General features: G+C 44.4%; 14 protein-coding genes. 1 reads left to right on the top strand and 13 read right to left on the bottom strand.

The window, feature by feature from the left end; genetic code table 11:
- Positions 1 to 11 precede the first annotated feature (11 nt).
- The 11 genes from QVE09_RS22285 to QVE09_RS22235 form a co-directional block, all read right to left on the bottom strand.
- A complete protein-coding gene (locus QVE09_RS22285) occupies positions 12 to 911 on the bottom strand; it encodes an ABC transporter permease (protein WP_090996769.1) in 900 nt (299 codons plus the stop codon).
- Positions 912 to 984: 73 nt separating this feature from the next.
- Positions 985 to 2,631, bottom strand: coding sequence for a type 2 periplasmic-binding domain-containing protein (locus QVE09_RS22280; protein ID WP_315938554.1), 1,647 nt, complete (start codon positions 2,629 to 2,631; stop codon positions 985 to 987).
- 53 nt (positions 2,632 to 2,684) lie between these two features.
- Complete coding sequence (locus QVE09_RS22275) at positions 2,685 to 4,307, bottom strand: glycoside hydrolase family 13 protein (protein ID WP_315938553.1); 1,623 nt, start codon at positions 4,305 to 4,307, stop codon at positions 2,685 to 2,687.
- Positions 4,308 to 4,590: 283 nt separating this feature from the next.
- Positions 4,591 to 5,823, bottom strand: coding sequence for a LacI family DNA-binding transcriptional regulator (locus QVE09_RS22270; RefSeq protein ID WP_315938552.1), 1,233 nt, complete (start codon positions 5,821 to 5,823; stop codon positions 4,591 to 4,593).
- 129 nt (positions 5,824 to 5,952) lie between these two features.
- Complete coding sequence (locus QVE09_RS22265) at positions 5,953 to 6,195, bottom strand: ATP-binding cassette domain-containing protein (RefSeq protein ID WP_315938551.1); 243 nt, start codon at positions 6,193 to 6,195, stop codon at positions 5,953 to 5,955.
- Between the two features lie 188 nt (positions 6,196 to 6,383).
- On the bottom strand, positions 6,384 to 6,977 hold the full coding sequence (locus QVE09_RS22260) for a YdeI/OmpD-associated family protein (protein WP_315938550.1): 594 nt from the start codon (positions 6,975 to 6,977) through the stop codon (positions 6,384 to 6,386).
- 496 nt (positions 6,978 to 7,473) lie between these two features.
- Positions 7,474 to 8,214, bottom strand: coding sequence for a hypothetical protein (locus QVE09_RS22255; RefSeq protein ID WP_315938549.1), 741 nt, complete (start codon positions 8,212 to 8,214; stop codon positions 7,474 to 7,476).
- Between the two features lie 388 nt (positions 8,215 to 8,602).
- Entirely contained in the window at positions 8,603 to 8,875 is a 273-nt protein-coding gene (locus QVE09_RS22250) for an SH3 domain-containing protein (protein ID WP_315938548.1), read from the bottom strand.
- 392 nt (positions 8,876 to 9,267) lie between these two features.
- Positions 9,268 to 9,729, bottom strand: a complete 462-nt coding sequence (locus QVE09_RS22245; protein WP_315938547.1) for an EVE domain-containing protein — start codon at positions 9,727 to 9,729, stop codon at positions 9,268 to 9,270.
- 26 nt (positions 9,730 to 9,755) lie between these two features.
- A complete protein-coding gene (locus QVE09_RS22240) occupies positions 9,756 to 10,292 on the bottom strand; it encodes a DinB family protein (protein ID WP_315938546.1) in 537 nt (178 codons plus the stop codon).
- A gap of 67 nt (positions 10,293 to 10,359) precedes the next feature.
- On the bottom strand, positions 10,360 to 11,307 hold the full coding sequence (locus QVE09_RS22235; protein ID WP_315938545.1) for a helix-turn-helix transcriptional regulator: 948 nt from the start codon (positions 11,305 to 11,307) through the stop codon (positions 10,360 to 10,362).
- Between the two features lie 218 nt (positions 11,308 to 11,525).
- Between QVE09_RS22235 and QVE09_RS22230 the strand changes: the two genes are divergently transcribed.
- Positions 11,526 to 16,862: a DUF7507 domain-containing protein gene (locus tag QVE09_RS22230; protein ID WP_315938544.1), complete on the top strand. Its 5,337-nt coding sequence runs from the start codon at positions 11,526 to 11,528 to the stop codon at positions 16,860 to 16,862.
- Positions 16,863 to 16,960: 98 nt separating this feature from the next.
- Here QVE09_RS22230 and QVE09_RS22225 read toward each other — a convergent pair whose 3' ends face one another.
- Entirely contained in the window at positions 16,961 to 20,500 is a 3,540-nt protein-coding gene (locus QVE09_RS22225; protein ID WP_315938543.1) for an S-layer homology domain-containing protein, read from the bottom strand.
- Between the two features lie 597 nt (positions 20,501 to 21,097).
- A complete protein-coding gene (locus tag QVE09_RS22220) occupies positions 21,098 to 22,753 on the bottom strand; it encodes a leucine-rich repeat domain-containing protein (RefSeq protein WP_315938542.1) in 1,656 nt (551 codons plus the stop codon).
- Positions 22,754 to 22,862 lie beyond the last annotated feature (109 nt).

The following is a 22,862-nucleotide window of genomic DNA, read 5'->3' as shown; positions in this document are numbered from 1 at the left end:
CTCTCCCTTCCTTAAAAAATCCGCATTTTCACAAGTTTAATGGATAATTGATTTGCGGCTATAAGCAAGGTAAAAGACACCACTGATTTAAGCAAACCAACTGCAGTTGCAAAGCTATATTGTTGTCCAAGCAGACCAACACGATAGACATAGGTATCAATAACATCCCCGGTTTCATAGACAATCGGATTATACAGGGCAAAAATTTGATCAAAACCGGCGTTAAGGATATTTCCTAAGTTTAAAGCTGAAATAAGCATGATCGTAGGCAAGATTCCTGGAAGTGTAATGTGGAGCAGTTGTTTGAATCTGCTGGCCCCATCAATTGACGAAGCTTCATAAAGCCCCGGATCAATGCCCGTTAGAGCGGCGAGATACACAATAGCCCCATATCCGAATCCTTTCCATACATCCGTACCAATGATAATTTCTCTAAACCAATCATTGCTTGCCAAGAAAAGAACAGGGTCTAATCCGAATAATTGTACGATTTGATTGACGGGTCCGTTGTAGTCGAATACGTTAATGACAACAGCAGCCACAACCGCCCAGGATAGAAAGTTAGGTAGATACACGATGGTTTGCATCGTTTTTTTCGCCCATTTTAGTCGGATCTCGTTTAATAATAAGGCAAACACGATAGGTACAATGGTTCCAAAAATGATTTTCCCAAGAGCGATTACCACTGTGTTTCTTAGAATCTTCATGCTATCGGGAATCTCGAACATATATTTGAAATTTTCCAAGCCCACCCAAGCTGATCTGAAAAGCCCTTTCGCCGGAGTATAATCTTGAAACGCCATCAGGATGCCAAACATCGGGACAAAGCTAAAGATGATCAAAAAGATAAAACCTGGCGCCATCATCAAATGATACCCAAGCTGTCCCACCACTTTTTTCCCTTTTCTCATACTTTCCCATAACCTTCTTTCAAAAATGTTAGAAGTGGGCACAAAGCTTGACTTGTCCCCACTTCAACCCTATTTATTTATTCATGATGGCCTGTGTAACTTCGTTGGTTATGTCACTTCCCCCGGTTCTGTTCCAAGTATCGACGAAAGTATCAAAATAACTCAATGGCTCCTCCCCCATCACAATCTTAAGAAAGGCTTCATCCTCCAATTTAACCAGGTTCGTCCATTTCAGCTTCATGCTCTTGGTTTGACCAAAGAATACAGGGTGTACATCATTCACCTTTGTTTCCGCCATTAATTTAGCTCCTACCATTCTGGACATGTATCCACTCCATTGATTGGCATCGGCTTTCTCCGGGTCTTTCATGTAACCTACGATTTTATCGTACGATGTTCGGTCATCCAGCGTTAACGTTTCATATTCTTTCTCCCCATCAACGGTCGCCTTCAAATCCTTGTACATTTGTGCGGTTGCATCGTTATAGTTCACCATAATTCCCAGCGGTTTGCCGCCATCGAATCCACCTTTAATAAATTCGACAACCGGTTCATAGTTCAGATCTTCATTTACCAGCTTGTCATTCAGTGCGCTGGTGAGTTTCGGAAGCAGTTCTGGATGCTCGAACCCTTTTCTGACCACATAAAATTCAGCGGCTGGATTTTGGGTGTATGCCGTTACTTCTCCGCTGCCATCTTTAGAAATAATATAGGGTCTCCAATCCGCATCATTATTTTGGCGTTTGGCATCATTTAGTGGATAATCTGCCGACCACCAAGGACCGAAGAAAGCGCCTGCTTCGCCGCTGATGATTACGGATTCAATGCTATCGCGCACAGCCATTTGCCGATCAATCAAGCCTTTTTTGTACCAGTCGGCAAGCAATCCTAAGCTCTGTTTGGTTTCCTCCGTAGTAGACCCGTATACAACTTCCCCATCTTTATCCAGCCATTGGCGAGGGAAGGATTGATAGGTGGCAAAAATATTATCAGCCTGGAATAGTGAGCCGTATAAACCACCGATAGATTTTGCAAGCACTAATCCTACGGTTTTCCCTTTTCCGTTGCCGCCAGGATCTTGTTGTACAAACTCGGTGAGGATCTTCTCCATATCTCCAACCGTCTTAGGTTCGGACAAACCCAGCTTATCAAGCCAATCTTTTCTTACCCATAACATCGTCGGAATATTGGCATTAGAGGTTGATGGCATAGCCATCAGCTTCCCATCAAACGTGGCTGCTTCCAGTACTCTTCCCCCATAGGAAGCATATTTCTCTTTCACGATATCCGAAGTGCTCGACTCATATACTTCTGTTAGGTCAGCGATCATATCATTATCAACCAATTGGCGTAATGTTTGCTCGTCTACTGCCATGATGTCGGGTAAATCGTCTGAGGCTACAGCCATTGCTACTTTCTGATCATAGTTATCTCCGGACTGAGCCTCGAATTTATTTTCATTTTGAATATTCAGCGTTTCTTTCAAATACTGTGTAAAGGCATTGTCTTCGTAGCTTTGGCCTGCAGGCAGCTTAGGAATGCCTGGTGTAGATTTTCCGACGGTATAGGTAACGGTTTCAGCATATTTCCCATATGGCGTTAGTTCTTCGGCTGTCGCTGTTGAATTTGCGCCTTCAGGACTGGAACTTGTTGAACACCCCGCCATAAGAACGCTTACAGACATGAACAGTGCAGTCGCTGATATCAATATTTTTCTCATTCCATACAACCCCCAACCCTAAGATGTATTACAACAAGGTTCTAATCATTAATTTACACTTCAACAGCAAAAGCTTCGTAAGGATGTAATAACAAATTGGCAAAATCAACGGATTCCCGATCATAGTTGCTGATGATTATGTTCTGGCTTTGACCAAAATTCGGCATATTTAAAGTCGCCTTTTCTGTACCGAAATTCGCAACTACGGCCCATGTTTGGTCTTGATCATGTCTTAGATACATGAATACTTGCGCTGGTGTATCTACCAATTCATAATCTCCCCATACGAGAATAGGATTAGCTTTCCTTAACTGAATTAGTTGTTTATAACAATAAAAGATCGAATTCGGGTCTGCCAGACTGGCTGTCACATTCACTTCCCGATGATTAGGGTTGACGTGCAACCACGGTATTCCTGATGTGAAACCGGCCTGTTCAGAATCATCCCATTGCATCGGAGTTCTGGAGTTATCCCGCCCCTTAGCATTGATAGATTCAATAATTTCTTCATGTTTGTATCCGCTTTCGAATCGTTCATGATACATGTTAATGCTCTCAATATCCTGAACCTCGTTAATATCCGTTACAGGGTAGTTGGTCATTCCGATCTCTTCCCCCTGATAAATGTAAGGCGTCCCTTTCATGAGATGAAGCAGGATGGCAAACATTTTTGCACTTTCGACCCGATATGCGGAATCGTTCCCCCAGCGCGACACAATCCGTGGACAGTCATGATTGTTCCAAAACAGGCTATTCCAACCTTCGTTCCCTAAGGAAACCTGCCACTTACTAAGAACCTGTTTTAATTCGTTCACATCCAGTGGCTTAAGATCCCACTTTTCCTTCCCTTCTTGTTGATCCAAACCAATATGTTCAAATTGGAAGACCATGGACAACTCGTTGCGCTTGGGGTCCGAGTACAGCTTGGCGATTTCAGGTGTAGCCCCCCAGGTTTCTCCAACGGTTAAGACATCGTATTTTCCAAAGGTTTCTCGGTTCATTTCCTGCAAATAATCGTGCAGCTTAGGCCCATTGCCGGTTACTCCCAGATCGGGGATTTTCCCCACCAAATCGATAACATCCATTCGGAAACCGCCGACCCCTTTTTCCAGCCAGAAGTTCATCATGTCCCATACTTCTTGTCTGACTTTCTCGTTCTCCCAGTTAAGATCCGGCTGTTTTTTACTGAAGAGATGAAGATAATATTGATTGCTCTCCGCATCGTACTCCCATGCACTTCCACTAAAAGTTGAACGAAGGGAGTTGGGGACGTCGTTGTTTACCGGATCTCTCCAAATGTAATAATCACGGTATGGATTATCCTTGCTCTTCCGAGATTCAATAAACCACTTATGTTCATCTGAGGTATGATTGACAACTAAATCCATAATAATTTTGATATCGCGCTGACCTGCTTGCTCAATTAACTCATCCATATCTTCCATTGTGCCAAACTCTGGCATAATAGCTTGGTAGTCGCTGATATCATATCCGTTATCATCATTAGGAGACTGATAAACAGGACTTAGCCATATAGCCGTAATCCCCAATTCCTGCAAATAATCCAATCGGTTGATAATGCCTCTCAAATCTCCAATGCCATCGCCATTGCTATCCTGAAAACTTCGAGGATAAATCTGATATATGACCGCAGTCTGCCACCATTTTTGTTTCAAAACTTCCACTCCTTACTGTCCATCGTTTTGTGATAATTACTTAAACGTTTAAGTTGACTTAATCTCTCTAAATGTGCTTAAAATACCTTGATTCAACATAATTCCCCTACCGAATGAATCCTTTTAAAACTTAAAATAATGTAAATCACTTGGATTTTACGTAAACGTTTACTCTATATTGTAAAAAAAAGATTCTCACCTCCATAGCAGAATTACCTCCGATATTATAGAGCGGTTATCTACATACCGGAGCGTAACCATTTGCCTTATTACACAGTTAAAGTTATGTCTTAGATTTTACGGTTTGTCTTTCCACAATGGAATGGCTGACGATACTGCTAGGAACCTCTCCCTGCTCTTCAATTAATGTTATTAATTTTTCAACAGCAATACGTCCCATTTCAGCCAATGGTTGATGAATCGTTGTCAAAGGCGGGTAAATGATTTTTGCTAAATTTAAGTCGTCGTAACCGATGATCGAAAGCTCTTCTGGAACCTTTATCCCTTTTTCAAAAGCCATTCCCATAGCTCCAATCGCCATTTCATCACTAGCTGCGAAAAGGGCTGTGAAAGGTGGTGCTTCCTCCAATAGCTTCGCCATAGCTGATCTTCCACTTTCCATATGGAAATTCCCGTAAGCTATTTTAGTTTCTTCAAAAGGAATCCCGTGATCTGCAAGAGCTTGTCGGTAACCCTCAACGCGAGGAATACCTGCTACAGTGTCCCAAGGAGTTCCACCGATCATCGCAATGTCAGTATGTCCTTTTTCAATTAAGTAGGCAGTTGCTTGATAAGAAGCTTGCCGATCATCGACCTTCACATACGGGATTGAGTATTTGGCAGAATGTGTGTTAACCAATACAACAGGCATCTTCATATTTTTCAACTGATGATAGTATTCATCTTTCAATAGCTCACTTGTGAATACAACACCATCCACCTGTTTTTCCCGAAGAACCTGTAAATATTTCATGGTCCTTTTTCCATCTGCTGCTGTATTACATACGATTACACTGTAATCCTTTTCATTGGCAGCTTCCTCAATACCATAAAGAATCTCGGACGTGAACCCACTGGACACATTGGGAAACAAAACGCCAATGGTTTGTGTCCTTTTATTGATGAGTCCCCGAGCAATAGCGTTAGGGTGGTATCCAAGTTCTTCAACAGCTTCAAGGACTTTAACCTTTGTTTTATGAGAATAGCCATTTAAATTATGGAGCACTCTCGAAACTGTGGCTACGGATACGTTTGCCGCTTTGGCTACATCCTTAATCGTTGGAGTAATAGTCTCACCCCATTTCTTAAATATACGTCTTACGTAAACGTTTAACTGAAGTATAATTACAACCCTTTCATTTGTCAACGACTCTTGTAAATGGGACAATAAAATCGCATTCACACCAATCAATCCATTGAACCCCTGAAGTACATTGGATATCGGCACACAGATCAAGGAAGTAGATGAGGTACTTAACTCTGTATGGTGAGTCAAGACTGGGATTGGCACGCTCATTATTGCAACATCCCCTCAGTCAACAAAAAAAACATGACCACCCGCCAGATGGGTGGTCATGTTCAGTTCATATTTTCTATTGTTCCATTAATCAAGTTCAAGATAGATTAATGACTATGTTCTTGTATCTCAACTTTTTTTCTTGATCCGTATCAATGCACTGCGTGTTATTCTAGCATCGTGGTACACAGCGAAGGCTTCGCTGAAATAGTTCAAGTAATCGGACTCGTGGGATTTGGGGGATAGAATAATCATTTTGCGTGCCAATTCGTCACGGTATAGTTCAAATACTTTGGCTTTCCTGCTCTCGTCCAAGGCACTGTCGAATTCATCCAGCATAATGTAGCCCGGATTCGCGTCAATGGTTTTCATAAGTGCCAGCGCAAACAGCAAAGAGCTGAAAAAGGTGCAAGAAGAACAAAAAAGCCAGGTATTAGTTGAAGATTGGTGCTTTCGGTTGGATATAAAAAAAGGCTATTCCCAGACGTCATACGGATGACAGGGAGAAGCCTCTTGGAATTTGTATAATTCTAACGAATTTAGGAGTGTTTAATTACTTATCAATCATTCAATCCTTTGCCCTCCAGGATCGGCTGCATGTACTTCTCGATTCTTGACACTTTTGTTTTGGATTGCTTCGGTTGTGAGAAATAATAGAGATATGCCCGCTGACGTCCAGGTGTCAGTGCCTCAAATGCATCTCGGAAAGCAGGATTATCATCGAACTGCTGTTGAAGTTCCTCAGGAACGCTATATTCGGCAGTCTTTTTCATTTCTACTTGCAGTCCGGCTTGTTCCACTTCAATCGCTTGCTGGATATAGGCTTTGATCATAGCCTCCTGCTCCTCAATCTGCTCCAGACTAGTGAAGCGAAGTTGGCGTTCTGCCTGTACATTCTCCGTTTGCTGGACCAAAATGCCGTGTGTATCCTTCAGCAGAGCACCTTTGAAGAACAGGATCGCCACGTACTCTTTGAATCCATGGATTAAAACGATGTTTTTCCCATCCAGCATGTAACAAGGATGCATCCACTTCATATCCTCTGTCAGTTCAAAATCCCGAATAATCTCTCTCAGCTTTGTGGACTCTTCCTTCCACGTTTTGAGTTTCTTTAGATAGCCGTCAACTTTGCGATTCCCACTTGTATCTGTCATGGAGAAATACCTCTCTTTATCTCATGGTTTTATAGGTTCAATTGTACTGGTTTTCAGTGGATTGTACAGCATTGCTTACAGAGCTTTTATTGACTTTTCCAAATGAATTTAAACCTTAATAGCAACAAAGACCATCTTGTTAGATGGCCTATAATTAAAGAAAGTGATTTAAGAAGACGTATTAATTGGTTTGAATTATTTGGGATTACTTATTTATGGAGAGCAACGGACCTGATTCTAAAACCCTTTTCCCCAACTAAACAACTATCCTTTTCAATGTTTATAATGACTCATCAAAAAGGAACTATGTGCAAACTAACTGATGATCAACTTCAATTCTTTAAAAAGACGGACCCACAACTGTTTGATAAGCTCATAGAATAGTCTGAAATCCAGTCAAATTAATTCCGGCTACGGATAAGAAATAAGACAGCCAGCTCTCAAGTACGGGGCTGGCTGTCTTATTTAATTGTACTTGTTGATGGAACAGAAAGTCTTATGAACCTTCAAGCACCTTATCTTCAATTACAGGCGCCGGTATTTCTTTAATTTTTACGGATTCTTCCGGAGCAAAGTTCTGGATCTTCATCGGCATGGAATCCAGGTACTTGTACTCTTCTGTCTTGGTTGAGCTAGTTACAATTTCACCGTTTTTGTCTTTCTGATAAATCACACGTTTTGTCGGTAAACCCGTATTTACATCAATGGTTACAACTTCCTTGTGGAGGTTATCCTCCGAAACAGCTTTTTGCTCGTTACTCTGTGTAGCAGAACGGGATTGTGTGACCGCTGCTTCCAGTACTGTCCAATCCTGACTCCGTAATTCTTCTTTAGCATTCTCCAAGAGCGAGATCTGTAGCAACTTCTCATTTTCAGCAGCTATGTTGTCCGGCATGGTCCAGGTATTCCCGACCAATTTCCCTGTCTCGAAATCTCGACCATACGAAGTGATTTTCTTACCACCATCTTCAACAATCAATTTATTATGAAGCTGGTTATCACGGTATTCCTCAGTGATTTCTGTCAAATTCACACGGTCCCGGTAGCGAACGATGTATGACCCGTCTTCAAAAGATTCTTTAATGTAATCGACCTTACCCTGAGTCGCCTTCAGTGCTGCGCTTTCAACATCGCTTTGAGCACTAACTACAGATGGTTCATTCAAGTACATGTAGCCACTCACAGATGCAGCTACCAGTGGTATGGTGAGGATTGAAACCAATGTTTTTTTCTTCACAGGTAGACCCTCCTCTTATTTAGTCAGTATATATTCCTAACGCTTTATTCTGCTTTTAAGGTCCAGCCATTTACATATCCACTATCAAAATATCCTGTTGAGTTAGATCCTGCTTGGCGATCCTGCAACCTCCACGCATTTGGATACATGTAGAAGCCTTCAATTCAGCATCAAAAGATTGCATATAATAGTCAAACTGCAGCCTTTCATTACACCAGACTAATTATTACAAGAGCTAGAATACATTGGAGTCGCTCTACTTGTTTTAAGCAACCGATGTGTAATAATAATTAAAAGATCTAGGCCCCGTAGTATTGTAGAAGGCAGCCCATCCTAACGCTGCATTAGTATAATATCCAATACTGGAATCAGGATAATAATTCCAAATTCATTGATAATCGCCACCTGTCGTGGAACTGCAAGCCCCAGAAGTACAATATTCCACGAGATCTGTTCCTCCACTCACCTGAGCAATGACTGGATATGCTGTACCAGCACCACTCCGGATGTTCAATCCAGAAGTTTTTACATCCCAAACGCTGGTCTTTTGCTCATATGTACTCAGAGCAGCATCAATTTTTCCTGTCGGGATATAGAATGATACGATCGCAAATACGAATAATACAAAATACTTACTACTTACACTACTCAATTTTACCACAAATATAATTCCCCTCCATATTTTGCTCAAAACTATGCTACCATATCCAACCAATAAAATTGTTGCATTTTGTAATAATATATTAAATAATATGTTCTTATGTAGATAATTCCCATAAGAAGCCCGATATGGTTTTAGTTTCATCTTCAGAGTTATGGTTCTTCAAATTAAAAATCAAAAAAAGCCGCATAATTAGTGGCTCGTCATGCATTCTTAAGTTATCCTACGCTCACTATTGGTCTGTTGACCGACTATTTATAACATGTACACGACGGTTACTCATTGAAGTCTCACACATCCGTAATGATCGTCAGAGCTTTTTATGATTATCCATAAAGCACAAAGGTCCATAGACAATCTATGGGCCTTTTGGTTTGGTTAACATGTCTGGTTTAACGAGTATCCAGCAGTGACTGTGCCTCATTTTCCAACATGGAGGAAGCTATCATCATGAAGTCTTCAGCCCCAATTTCAAATTGACCTTTACGAAAAGGAAACCCCCAATTGCGATTTCCCCGTGTAAAACTGAGTTGGTCTAACAACGTTGCGATCTTTACTTCTCGACACGGAAGATAACGGAGATCTCGGCGAAAGGGTACAAAGGATTCCGACATCTGATATTGGTATATCCTGTCGTCGATAATCTGACCAATAGCGGTAAACGCCTGAAGTGGCTTGCCAGTTGATATGTCTGTACGTGGAGAGTAGTAAATCATCCAATCACCCGGGGACATCTGTCGCAACATTACTGACTTCCCATGGCACAGCTGCGCAAACCCTCCCTCTACGGCTACATTTACATGAGAAGCAGATACAACGCCAATCCAATATCTGCTGTCCTGATTTGGTTTCATGGATACATCCCATTCCCTTCTCTCATTTACATTTCCAGATTCGATTTCAATCGGTCTAATTGCAAAAAATGATGTCTGTAGTGCATCTCTATCAACAAAAACCACTCCTGAGCGTTTAGAGCACCCAGCCTTGGATGATGTATTTTGTTGTTTACCGATGCTTGGTGTAAAACAGATGCCGTGCTTCTCATCCGGTCCACTACCTCGTGAAGCCCATCGATCAAGGACTCCATGCTCTCGGGTGGTTGCGGGGTGTACTGCGGGGAAGCGGGTACTTTAACGGGAACGGGAGGGAATTGTCCTAATTCAAATACTTGCCTACCCAGTTCTGTTTTTTCCTCCCCCGAGTTTAATGTTGAATCCCCGCTGCTCAAACACTGCTCAATATTATGCAGATGCATGAAAAACGCTGATTGGATCAAATGTACATACATCTGTCCAATGGACCATTCCTCTTCACTTTGTTTTTTAAGTAAGCTAGACTGATCCAAATTTTTCAGTTCTGCCAAATATCGTTCTACTGCCGTTTCAAATGATTTCAATACTTCCGTTGTACTTCTCATCCTTCAACCCACTCCTCTTGATCTGTGATATATCAAAGTATAAAAAAACACTACTGACAGGTGTATGTCAGTAGTGTTTTAAGATGTTTTTGGCTACTTCCTGCATTCGGAAGCGTAAAGACTCCGGCTCCAAGACCTCGATATCCCCACCCCAGCCAAGTAAATAATGCAATATTTCCTCTGGGTAGCGGACAAGAAAATGAAAAACAACACCTTCCTCTTGCTCCTCAAATGCATCTATATAAAAATGAACTGCCTCCATAACTTTGTCAGCAATCTCAGGTTTAGCCCTGATTAATACTTGTTCGTTACGGTCGTCAGGAGGTCGATAACTGTTTAGATCAAAATCCGGCGGCAAAAGGAATTGATCCTCCAGCACGGAAAGTTCAGTCATCCGTGACAAACGAAAATGACGAATGTCTTGTCGCATATCACAACGTGCAATTAACATCCAATTCTCCTGAACAAGTGAGAGGCCATAGGGTGAAACCTCACGCATGTTATACCGATTTCCATCCGTTCCTGGCATTTTTTTCAGGTACATAAAACTGATTTTACGTTGCTCCAAAATGGCATTACGTATCTGGTTAAGATATGTTTTCACCCGCGCTCGGGTTAAAGGTTCAACCGTATGAAGCAGTCGCATCGTTTCCCGTACACGTGTTGATTCGTTACGAACGGATTCAGGTAAAATCGCTTCAATTTTGCGTTGAGCCGACTTAGCCTCCATCGCGTATTCTGTATCCATTCTCTGTTCGATAAAATCAGCTCCCATGAGCAGAGATACGGCTTCTTCTGCGGTGAAGCTTACCGGGGGCAGAAAATATCCTTCCATGAGGGAATACCCCTGACCCGGAGCTCCCATGATCGGAACACCAGCCTCACTTAATGCCTGAATATCTCGATATATCGTACGAACACTTGTCTCAAATTGAGCTGCCAAATCTTCTGCTCTTAACATCTTTCTTCGCTGCAATTCAAGCGTAATCGCAAGCTGCCGCTCCGTTTTGTTCATTTTCTAAGCCCCCACCGTTTCATCATCCAAACCTAACTCATTCTATCATAATAACTTGTTCTCGCGGCTTCTGCTGAGAACTGGCGGAACTAAAGATAGCAAAAATACAAAATTGCAAAATAGCGTTCCTGCTCAACATTAAGCCTGTACTTCAACATAAATTTTTTTCGTCCAAATATATTGATTAAAGTGAATTTGTGATGAAGGGTGTGAGAAAAGTGGCTTTTATTGAAAGGTATGTGATCAATGATACTGGAGCCGTAACGTTCACAGGTAACACTTTGGGTCTGAGCCGATCCAATACGGTGGGTGTTCCAGGTACGGTGGACAGTATTGGAGGCTACATCATCACGGATACGAGTGTGCAGTTCGGCTCCTATCCGCCGGGAACCACCAACGTATTTCAGAACAACAGCTCAGCTGCCGTTCTCAATCTGCCTGCGGGCAGCACCGTTCTCTATGCCGAGTTAATCTGGGGCGGAACATTCATTGATAACAAGGAGAACAATTCGGTGTTTATTAACAAAGACGTCATTCTGACCACGCCTGTCGGTGTAACAACGGTTTCACCCGATCCAGCTACAGCCAGAGAAGTGATCCTGTCCACGACATCTGGATTTCCCACAACTTATGCATATGTACGATCGTCTGATGTGACGGATCTCATTCGGTCTGGAGGAGCGGGTACATATGTTACAGGCGGGGTTGTGGGAACGTTGTCCATTCCCGATCCCAATTCCAATAACGCAGGCTGGACGCTAGGAGTCGTTTATCGCAATCCGGGCTTACCCCTGCGAAATCTATCCATTCGGGTAGGCGCGGATGTGATCCTTTCCACATCGGGTCCGGTCACAACACCGATCGAGGGCTTTGCGACGCCATTTACTGGTCCCTTATCAGGACGCGCATTGCTCGGCGCGCAAGAGGGAGACGCTAACATAACGGGCGATCAGGCTCTGTTTGGTCCAACCGTCTCGAATCTCAGGGCGTTATCCGGCCCCAACAACTTTGCAACGAATTTCTTTGCCTCCCAGATTAACGGCGATACCGGCGCACTGGATACCACAGGCACCTTCGGCAACCGGAATCAGATCAATGGTACACCGGGAACCAATATTGTTGGCGGACGACAAGGATGGGATATCACGAACGTGGATGTCAGCAGTACACTTGTAAACACGCAAACGTCCGCTTTTCTACGTTTGACAACATCTGGAGACGGTTATTTGGTTAATTCCTTCGCCCTTCAGATTAATATTAATACACCTGTCATTACAGCAACCAAGACGGCAAGTGAAGAGGACGCCATTGTTGGGGACACGATTACCTATTCCGTACTTGTACAAAATACATCCATATCGAACGCAACCGATGTAGTTGTATTTGACAATATTCCAGCCGGCAGTGCTTTTGTAGCGAATAGCGTTACGATTGATGGTGTGTCACAACCAGGAGCGGACCCCATAACCGGAATTTTGGTAGGTTCCCTCCCGGCCGGTGCATCTGTTGTCGTTACATTCCAAGTACAGGTAACCACCTTACCAACACCTCCACGTCTATTCGATCAGGCCAAGGTCGGTTATACGGCACCTACGGTACCGGGTGGACCCATTATTTCCAATGAGGTTCCCTCCAATGCTGTGACGATCCCGGTCTTTCAACCGGATCTTGCGATTGTCAAAAGTGCGGATACTGCCAATGCCCTGGTTGGTAGTACAGTTACATACACCTTGGTCGTAACCAATATCGGAAATATCGATACAATCACAACGGTCACAGACCCCATTCCGGACGGTTCAAACTTTGTACCAGGAAGCGTGACCGTCAACGGTGTTGTTCAGCCCGCATATAATCCGGCCAGCGGAATACCCGTCGGGAACATTCCGATTGGGAGTTCTACTACGATCACGTTTCAGATTGTAGTGACTGGCTTGCCTACCGATTTCGGTCTGAATAATCAGGGTACCGCTGACTACACATCGCAGCTGCCTGACGGGCGAATCCTTACAGATTCCTCCCTTTCCAACATTGTGACGGTGACTGTATCGACTCCTATGGTCAGTGTCAGCAAAACAGCCAGTGCCATTGATGCTGTTGTTGGAGATACACTGACGTATACCGTTGTCATCACGAATACAGACTCCACTCCGATTAATAACGTTGTTTTTGCAGATGCCATTCCATCCGGTTCGGCATTTATTCCCGGCAGTGTAACCGTTGACGGCGTCGTTCAGCCCACAGCTGACCCAGTCACAGGGGTTATTCTTGGAACCATTGGTCCCGGTGTAGCCGTCACCGTTACATTCAGCACTACCGTTGTATTCGTACCTGATCCGCCAGAACTGGCTGATCAGGCACAGCTTACCTTTACAAGTGGTACGTTTGAAGGAGCGTCCTTCTCTGATCCTCTGTTCATACCCGTATATCAGCCTGTGATCACAACAACAAAAAGCTCGGACCCCACCTTTGCAACCGTTGGTCAAACGATAACGTACCAGCTGAATGTGACGAATACCGGCAATATTGCCGCAACGCTGACCCTTACGGACGTGATTCCGTCAGATGCCGCTTTTGCACCGGGAACCGTGATAGCCAATGGCATCCCTTTACCTGCGGCTGATCCCAATGCAGGCATTCCCTTAGGAACGCTGGCTCCGGGCGATTTCGTGTTCGTTACATTTCAGATCATCGTGAATACATTGCCCGCCAATCAGCAGTTAACGAATCAGGCAACGACTGATTATACATTTAGCCCACCCGATGGACGTGTCATTTCGGGAAGTTCCCCTTCCAATGAAATCATCATACCGATATCCGCACCAGACCCAATTCTGACCAAAAGCGCTGATGTCATCGATGCTGTAGACGGAGATGTGATTACCTATACGATCGTGATTGCAAATATTGAAAGCTTCCCTGTCAATAATGTGATTTTTTCTGATCAGATCCCCGCAGGCTCCGTTCTTGTTCCGGATAGTGTAACCTTGAACGGGACGGTCATCCCGGGAGCCGAGCCTTCCACTGGCGTTAATATTGGAACCATTGCTGGCAATAGTCAGGTTGTCGTGACCTTTCAGGTGAGTGTGACCAATCTGCCTGTCCCCCTGCCCATCCCGTTTAATTTGACAGATCAAGCGAGCATCAATTTTATCGTCGGAACAACGCCTATCGTGAATTTGTCCAATATTGTGACGATCCCTGTGTATGCGCCACTTATCGATATAGTCAAATCCGCCTCCGAGTTCAATGCTATTGTGGGAGATACCATTACCTACACCCTGATCGTGAGCAATACAGGGAATTTGAATGCGGATGTCATTTTATTTGACCCGTTGCCACCAGGAGAGACGTTTGTACAAAACAGTGTATTCATTAACGGGAATCGCTGGAGTGGTACGAGTCCTGTGAAAGGAGTTATTCTTGGCACCGTATCACCTGGCTTTCCGGTCGTTGTCACTTTCCAGGCTGCAGTCACATCTTTACCTGATCCGCCTGTATTGAACAATCAAACGAGAGCCGATTATGTTGCCCTTGTACCCGATGGTCGAATTCTTAGTGACAGCGTATTATCCAATATTGTCTCTATACCGGTAACGGCTACGGATATTGTTTCCGTCATCAAATCAACTCCTGTAGTGGATGTTCAGATTGGGGAGACGATCACCTATACCCTTCTGATCAAAAATAATGTATCAACACCCATTACCGATATTGTGCTTACAGACCCGATTCCGGCTGGTACCACATTTGTCCCAGGAAGTGTTACCGTCGATGGCACTGTTATTCCCGATGCTAATCCGGCTGCAGGCATTACAATCAGCTCCATCATGCAAAACGGATCAGCAACCGTCACTTTTCAAGTTGTCGTCGATGATCGCGTTATTAACGAACCTGTGCCCGTCCTGGTAACCAATCAGGCCAATGTTCAATTCACCACAGGAAATTTCACAGATACCGTGCAATCCAATGCCGTAACAACCCCTGTAGATATCCCGGTCATTTCCATCGTCAAATCAGCCTCCAGCACCAATGTGCAGATAGGAGATGTTGTTCAGTATCTGTTTACCGTGAGCAACACGGGGAATATTGCAGCCAATGTGACTTTGCTGGATTCATTGTCTTCCAGTACAACCTTTGTACCGGGAAGTGTCGTATCCAATGGTAGCAGCTTGCCCGCAGCAAACCCGGCTACTGGCATTGCTTTGGGTGAGATCACTCCGGGGCAGATTATTCAGGTTTCATTCTCGGTGGGCATCAACGCCATACCAACAAATTTCGAGATCATCAACCAAGCGATTGCCAGCTTCTCGTTCCTTACCGCAGACGGGAGAACACTTACTGACAGCTCACAGTCCGATCCAATCACTCTTCTTGTAGGCCATCCCAATGTGTCCATTAACAAAACAGCCAACAGACCGGATGCCTTGCCTGATGATGTCATTACCTATACCATCCTTATACGCAATAATAATCGATCGCCTATAAGTTCGGTTGTATTGACCGATCCTGTTCCCCCAGGAACATCATTTGTAACGGGCAGTGTCGTCGTTAACGGAGTAGCGGCATCGTCGGGTATCCCTGCGAACGGAATCAACCTAGGCATTATTCCGCCAGGAGGTACCGCAACGGTCACATTCCAGGTGAGCGTAAACGCGGGCGTTACACTTTCTTCAATTACGAATCAGGCGAACCTTCAATATACGTTGGGACAGACGGTCTTTACTATCCAATCCAATGCCGCCAACGTACTCGTGACTTCCACTTCGCCAACACAGATTACCCTTCAAAAAACAGCGGATAAAACTTCAGTTGTTGTGGGCGACACCATCACATACCAGATCGTCGTTACCAATGCGGGAAATACAATCGTTCAGGTTACAATTACCGACCCAATCCCGACTGGAACCCGATTCGTTGAGGGTAGTGTAAGATTGGACGGACAACTGGTTGCTGGAGCTCATCCAGCCGCGGGCATTTTCATTGCATCCCTTCAGCCGGCGCATAGCGCAAGTATTACGTTTGAGGTTATCGTCATTAACCAGCCCATGAACGGAAGTATCCTTAATCAGTTTACAGCCAAATTTCAAGCTCAGGGCCAAGCAACAGTTGGGTCACTCCAATCTGAAACAGTGGTTATTCCGAGCCGTTTGCCACAGCTCACCATTGTCAAAAGTGCTAACAAATATGAGGTTGAAGTCCATTCCCATCTCCGTTACAAAATTTTGATTCATAACGCAAGCTCATTGCCAGCGATAGATGTCATTCTGAAAGATGTACTCCAAGCGGAGTCTACCTTTATTGCTGGCAGCGTGGTGGTTAACGGACAGCTCCTACCCGATGGAGACGTTGTAAAGGGACTTTCACTGGGTACAATCGCCTCAGGAGAGACGGTAGACGTTCAATTTAATGTGCTGGTTCACAACATACCTGAACATTGCAGGTTGCTTAATCAGGCTTTATTACATTTTAACGTTGCACTGCCTGATGGCACCCAGTTACCTTCTTTTCTAGCCTCTAATAAAACCGATGTTGAAATTATAGAACAAGAGGAATAGGCTGCGCTGAGAGCAGACTTTTCATAAACTTGTTACACGCAAAATAAACAAAGGCCATCCCTCTCAGGATGGTCCTTGCTTCATTCATTTTATTGAGATTACACGTACATGGCCAGCAACAAGTTATAGATCATCGTCGCAGCTTCCGCTCGGGTCGTTTCACTTCCCGCACGAACGGTATGGTCTGTATATCCGCTCACAATCTTGGCCTGCACCGCTGTATCCAGTGCTTCTTGTGCCCAAGATGGCGTCTGCGATGCATCGGTGAAACTTGGTTTAACGGATGTATTACCAGACATTCCGGCTTGTGCATCTGAACTTACTTTCAGCGCATTCGCCATCATGACAGCCATCTCGGCACGGGTAATGGTCCGATCAGGCTTAAATGTGTTATCACCATAGCCGTTCACGATTCCGGCTTGCACGGCTGCGGCAATATCACCTTTTGCCCAGTCTGGCAGACTACCTTGATCTGCAAATGTCAGATCCGACTCTACGGACTTCAATGCCAGCGCCTTACTGAGCAACGTAACAAACTCTACCCGTGTGATCTTCTTCGATGGTTGGAACGTACCATCTGTGTAACCTTGAATCACGTTCATGCCCAACAAACGATCTGCGTAGTCGGAAGCCCAGTGTCCATTAAGGTCAGACAGATTCACCGGTGTGTAACTGGACACAACAAATGTACCCAGATGATTAACATTGGCCGTTATGCTTCCTGCTGCATTCATCTTGCCACCGATAAATATCCAGCTCTGACGAGCTTCATTATAATAGTAGATTGCAGGTTGAGTGCCTTTCGGCAGATCTGCCGAATCCACTTTCAGGCTCAATGCCGCCTGAACATTCAACGTTCTTCCGCCACTGCGGCTGATCTGTACAGCTTGTCCAAGTACATTCAGGGAAGCTGTATTCTGCAACTTGTCCTTGGCAACCACAGACACTTGCAGCGTATCCTTGGAACCAATGGCTCCCGATGGAACATTGAATTGCACGATGTCTTTCAAACCCGTTTGGATCGGCTGATTCGCTTCTACCTCTACCTTCACTTCAGTGGATGAATCTGACCCCGTTTCCGGATTGGTTGGTGTGGTTGGAACGGTAGGCGTTGTTGGCACACTTGGTGTGTTTCCTCCAGAATTTCCACCAGAGTTGCCTCCATTACCTCCACCTGAACCCCCGCCACCATTACCTGAGCGGGCTTGTACAGTCACGGTACGGATAACTTCCTGTGCCGCATTACCAGCGATATCCTTCACGTTATACTGAAGGGTGTAGATCCCTGCCGCTTGTGTATTCACCGTGCCATCCACCTGCACGGAACCACGGATGCCGACACTATCAGAAGCCTGTGCTCCAGGCTCGTTGTACGTATCTCCCACGTTCAGCGTCATCTGGCTGCTACCTTGCAGGGTGATGACGGGAATCTCACGGTCTATTTTAATGACCAGAGGTAAAGTATACGTTTGTTCCAGATCATCTGTTGCTCGGAATAAAAGGTTGTGCTCTCCCGGCTCCGTTATCTCCAAAGGCGCATTCTCTGTATATGGTTCGTATGTCAGCCCTCCATCACGGGACAACTCGATGATCGCGGAAGTAGCAGGTGCGTATACTGCGCTGGTTACACTAACCGTTACGGACTGGTTCGTCCATGTATCCGTGTGATACGGCTGGCTGTCAGCGGTTGTCATGTTGCTTTTTAATACCAACACCTGATTATTCGTGCCTTCCACAATGACAGTGAACGTTTTGGGTTGAGACTCCGTGCCACGTTGCACGGTTGCCGTCAGTTCCAGTCGCTCATTATTGTCCGGTTGCGTTAGCAGCTTGCCCTCGTTATTCATTAGTTCCGGGTTGGAGCTGGACCAGCTAATGGTTGCACCATGCTTCCCTTCAACAGGAAGGGCGAGATCGGAATGGACCGCGTTCAGATCGCCCAGATCAATTGCTTGAAGCGTATCGGTTACCGCCTGTGCGTCACTGTAAGGTGTGGCAATCATGAAGATTGGGTTGGAGTAGAACCACAGATCGCGATAGTTGCTATCGTTAATTTGATTAAAACGGGTCGTTGCATCAGCTGTCGTATTTTTCGGATCAAGCTGTGGTTCACCATTTACAGTCTCACCTGTCACGTTCATGCCCAGATTGGTACCGCGAAGGCGGAAATACTTGTCCTGGTCTGTGGCTTTGATCTTGTACGTGATGACATTATAGCCTTCGGCATCTGTCATCCAATCCTTGGATGTGAAGGTAGCCAGTACTGTGGTAGAGTCGTTGGTGTCTTTGTTATATGCGGCTGTGCCCTTCTGGGCCTTGGCTGTCACATCCCCAGCGATGAGATCGATGTGATCCACCACGGGTACTTGTCCAGCGGACGTGCCGCTGTTGATTGGATTTTCATAGTTGTTGCTCGTCGTTGGACTCTTGAAGCGGATCTTCAGCTCTACTTCATCGCCTTGAGTCACATTAAGGTCTCCGCCCATCTCAACCTGAGCACCCGCTCCGGAAGCTGTGAAATCCAGTGCGTTGATCAGGTCGCCGAATACGGAAAATGATTTCCCCGAACGCAGTCCATCCAGAACAGCCTGCATGCCTGTACCCTCAACCCACGAATAGGTCTTAGCATATTCGCCAGGAAAATAACCACTGGAATTCGTACCAATCGTCTTGAAGTGGTAATCCGAATTGCCATAGTTCCAGAAGTGACGTCCCTCTCCAAGCAATGCATCCCATAGTCCGCCAACCTTGGCGACCATATAGTCTACACCGCCGTATGTACGGTATTTGTATCCATCATCTGCGGTCGGATTAGCTACATTGTAGCTTGTGTTGTACCCTCCACGATCCGGTTCCATCTGGTTACCCAACATGCCTTCGATACCAAATACCACTTGTGGAGCCAGATCGTTGAACTCACGGAAGTCCGCAACGGTATATTTGTTTTTGCCGCGTGAAGGGTGGTTGATCATCGCATAACTTGTCATTGGATAGTTCGTTGCGAGCCAGTTGATAGCGGTTAGCGCATCCTGATGTGTCGTGTACGCACGCGCTCCGTTCTGATCCCATTTTGTTACGTCGGCCGCATTAAACAGGTTCGCTGCGCGATTCGTGAAACGATATTCGAATTCCTTGGCAGCGTTCAGCGCTTCGGTTGAGTTCGGCTCATCCGTAAGAATCCCCACCCCAACGTGTTCATGTGTAGGCATGTCCCATTCAAAACCGGAGAAGATTGTTTTACCTGCGTATTTGCCTGCATCCTGAAGTGCCTTGATCTGTGGTACCTGATATTCATTCATTCCTTGGGACATGGGTATTGACCCACCCGAAATGTCGTTCCCGTTGTGATCTCGCTTGGATAACCGCAAATGATCCGTAAGCGCGATCCAGTCCAGCCTATATTTTGTTAAACCCGCATCGAGCACGTTCTCCAGTGAAACCTGTGCATCATCGGACTCAAACGTATGTACATGCAAATCTCCCGTTTGCCAAGAACCTGTTGCCGAGCTGTTGATCGATCTGTTATCTCCTGCATCTGCATACGTTATCGCAGTAGGTAAAGCCCCCATGACCATCCCTGTAGCCAAGGGTATAAGTGTAAGCATAGCGAGCACTTTCTTACCTTTATTAATGAACAAAATCATCCCACCACCCGTTCTGAGTTGTTGTGTCGGGAGTAAATATAAGAGACTTTTGGGGTAAGGGTCAACGGCCTGGAAGCATGTATTTAAAATTTTACATATACCTGCATTCTTTCATATTCCGTTAAAGGTTTCTCAAGCTTTTGCTAACAGAGTCATGCTCTTCGCTGCTCCATATTGGGGTAGTGAATCTAGGGATAACGCTGAAAATAGGAGGTATACAAAATTCAGAGATTGTTCACGATTCAGGAAAGTTCCACCACTGCTGTGGATCATTAGGAGGAGAACTAGCGTAGGCGAAATGTTGAAACGGAGAACATAGTGGATTTTGTAAAAAGATCAGGGTTACGTATACGCTGAGTATAGAAAAAAGTACCCACGAATCATAGGCATAATATGCCATGAATCCGCATGTACTTTGGGTTGAGCGGGAGTTCGCTTCAGCCTTTACATCTTTACTTTTGTGAAATGGGGGTGTGTTATTTGTGAAATGTAGGGTATAAGGACATGCTAGCTTGCTCTTATTCGATTGAATCATTTTATATTTTGTTTTTTCTAACTCACAACTGCATAAGAGCACTTGCTATCTAATTCTTATCGTCTTAACTTGTTATATGTCCTGCTGCCTCCGTCGGCCAGAGTCCAATCCACCTCAAATCGTTTGCTTTTGATAACTGCTCTCATACTCTTGCGTGAAGCATCCGACATTCCGCTCTCAGAGATCCTTACGTTCTCCAGTTTTGGGAACTGTGTCAGCAGAAAGCTCCAATCCTCTGTATGTACCCCTTCGACTATTAAATTGCGAAGCTCCGGCAGCTCCAACAACTGAATATTCCTAATTGGGTTACAGTTCAATATAAGCGTCCTCAACTCCCTGAGTTGATTAAGAGGAAGAATGTCTTCGATCTGGTTATGATTTGCCCAGATCCACTGTATCTGTTGGAAGTTTATTAACGGAGATAAATCAACCAGTTTGTTATTTTCTATGTGAATGGAATCCAATTTTGTTAAATGATTTAGTCCATTTAATTTTGCAATGCTAGTCAATCCATTATCGTTGATACATAATGTTTCTACATTCTCTGGAAGGTACTTCAGTTCGTCTAGATCAAAATCCGGAGTATCACGAATGCTAAAGCTTTTCAGATTTTTGGCATACTGGATTCCGTTAAGATAGTAAACGTTTCCTTTTTCATGATAACGAAATATATTCCTTAATTGAAGAAGATTAATATCCGTCAGATCCTCCTTGAAAATTTGAAGCTCTGCCCGAATACTGCGTTCCAGAATTTCATCCTCGAAGAGAACTTTCGTTCCTTTTGGCCCGTTTTCTTTGTGGGATACCTCTGCGAAATACTCTTGTCTAGCAATCTCACGTTCGGAATACTCATACATGTACCATTGCCATTCAAAATATATGGGTGGGATATAAATCGGCCTTATCCATTGAATAGTCTCGTTATCAAGTATTTTCCCAATCAGAAATTGGTCATCTTCCTGAAGTAATATGTGATCATCATGACGAAATACATTTCCTAATTCGACCATGCTTCTTGCTCTTTCATATGGAACCTGCTGTCTGTCCACAAGGGCAGCATAGTATTGATCATATGCTTTCAGACGTTCTTTTCTCATCTCCTCGGTGTTTTCCGTATCCCATACCTCAATGAATTGAAAGGTCTTCAACTTATGCTCTTCCACTACTTTTTTAAATGTGTCTGTCGCAAAAAATCTTAGATGGTGGTGTTGGGGTAAACAGAACAAATGCGCATCCACTTCAATTCTCTCTGGTAGGATGTGTATGTATTCCGAGAAAAAACCATAACCCATTCTTCGTTCAACTGGATTGATCATATCGATGAAATCCTGTATCCGATTCACCTTTACGGCGAACATGTCGTGCTCCTCATGAATCAGAGGCAGGAACTCGACGTCCTTTCCGATCAAAGGAGTCAACACTTCTTTTGCTTTTTTCGAAAACACTAAAAAAGTAATAGTATATTTAATACAATCACTCTTGTTACCTTTTCGTTTAGTCACGAATACCGGTGGCTCCCAATGTTCGCTATTTCCCTTAAAATAAGCATCCATTCGTTCATCATCTCGCTCAAACGACTCCAGTTCAATACGCATAGATTTTTCTGCTGGAACAAGCATCCAAATTTTAATAATCATCCACCCCGAAAGTATATTGTAGTATTCCCATCCTCTTATATCGGTCACCTTTCGTTTAATACGTAGCTTTAACACTTTACACTTTACTCACCTTCCAATCCATTAAACTGCCTGAGCATGGCGATGAAACGTTCCAGTTCCTTTTCGTCCCATCTGGAAATACGGTCATAAAAAGATGAAAAGC

Origin of the sequence: Paenibacillus sp. ClWae2A, from assembly GCF_032452295.1 — a bacterium.
Taxonomy (GTDB): domain Bacteria; phylum Bacillota; class Bacilli; order Paenibacillales; family Paenibacillaceae; genus Paenibacillus.
The sequence above is the reverse complement of the archived record's forward strand: the minus strand, read 5'-3'. Positions and strand labels throughout refer to the sequence as shown.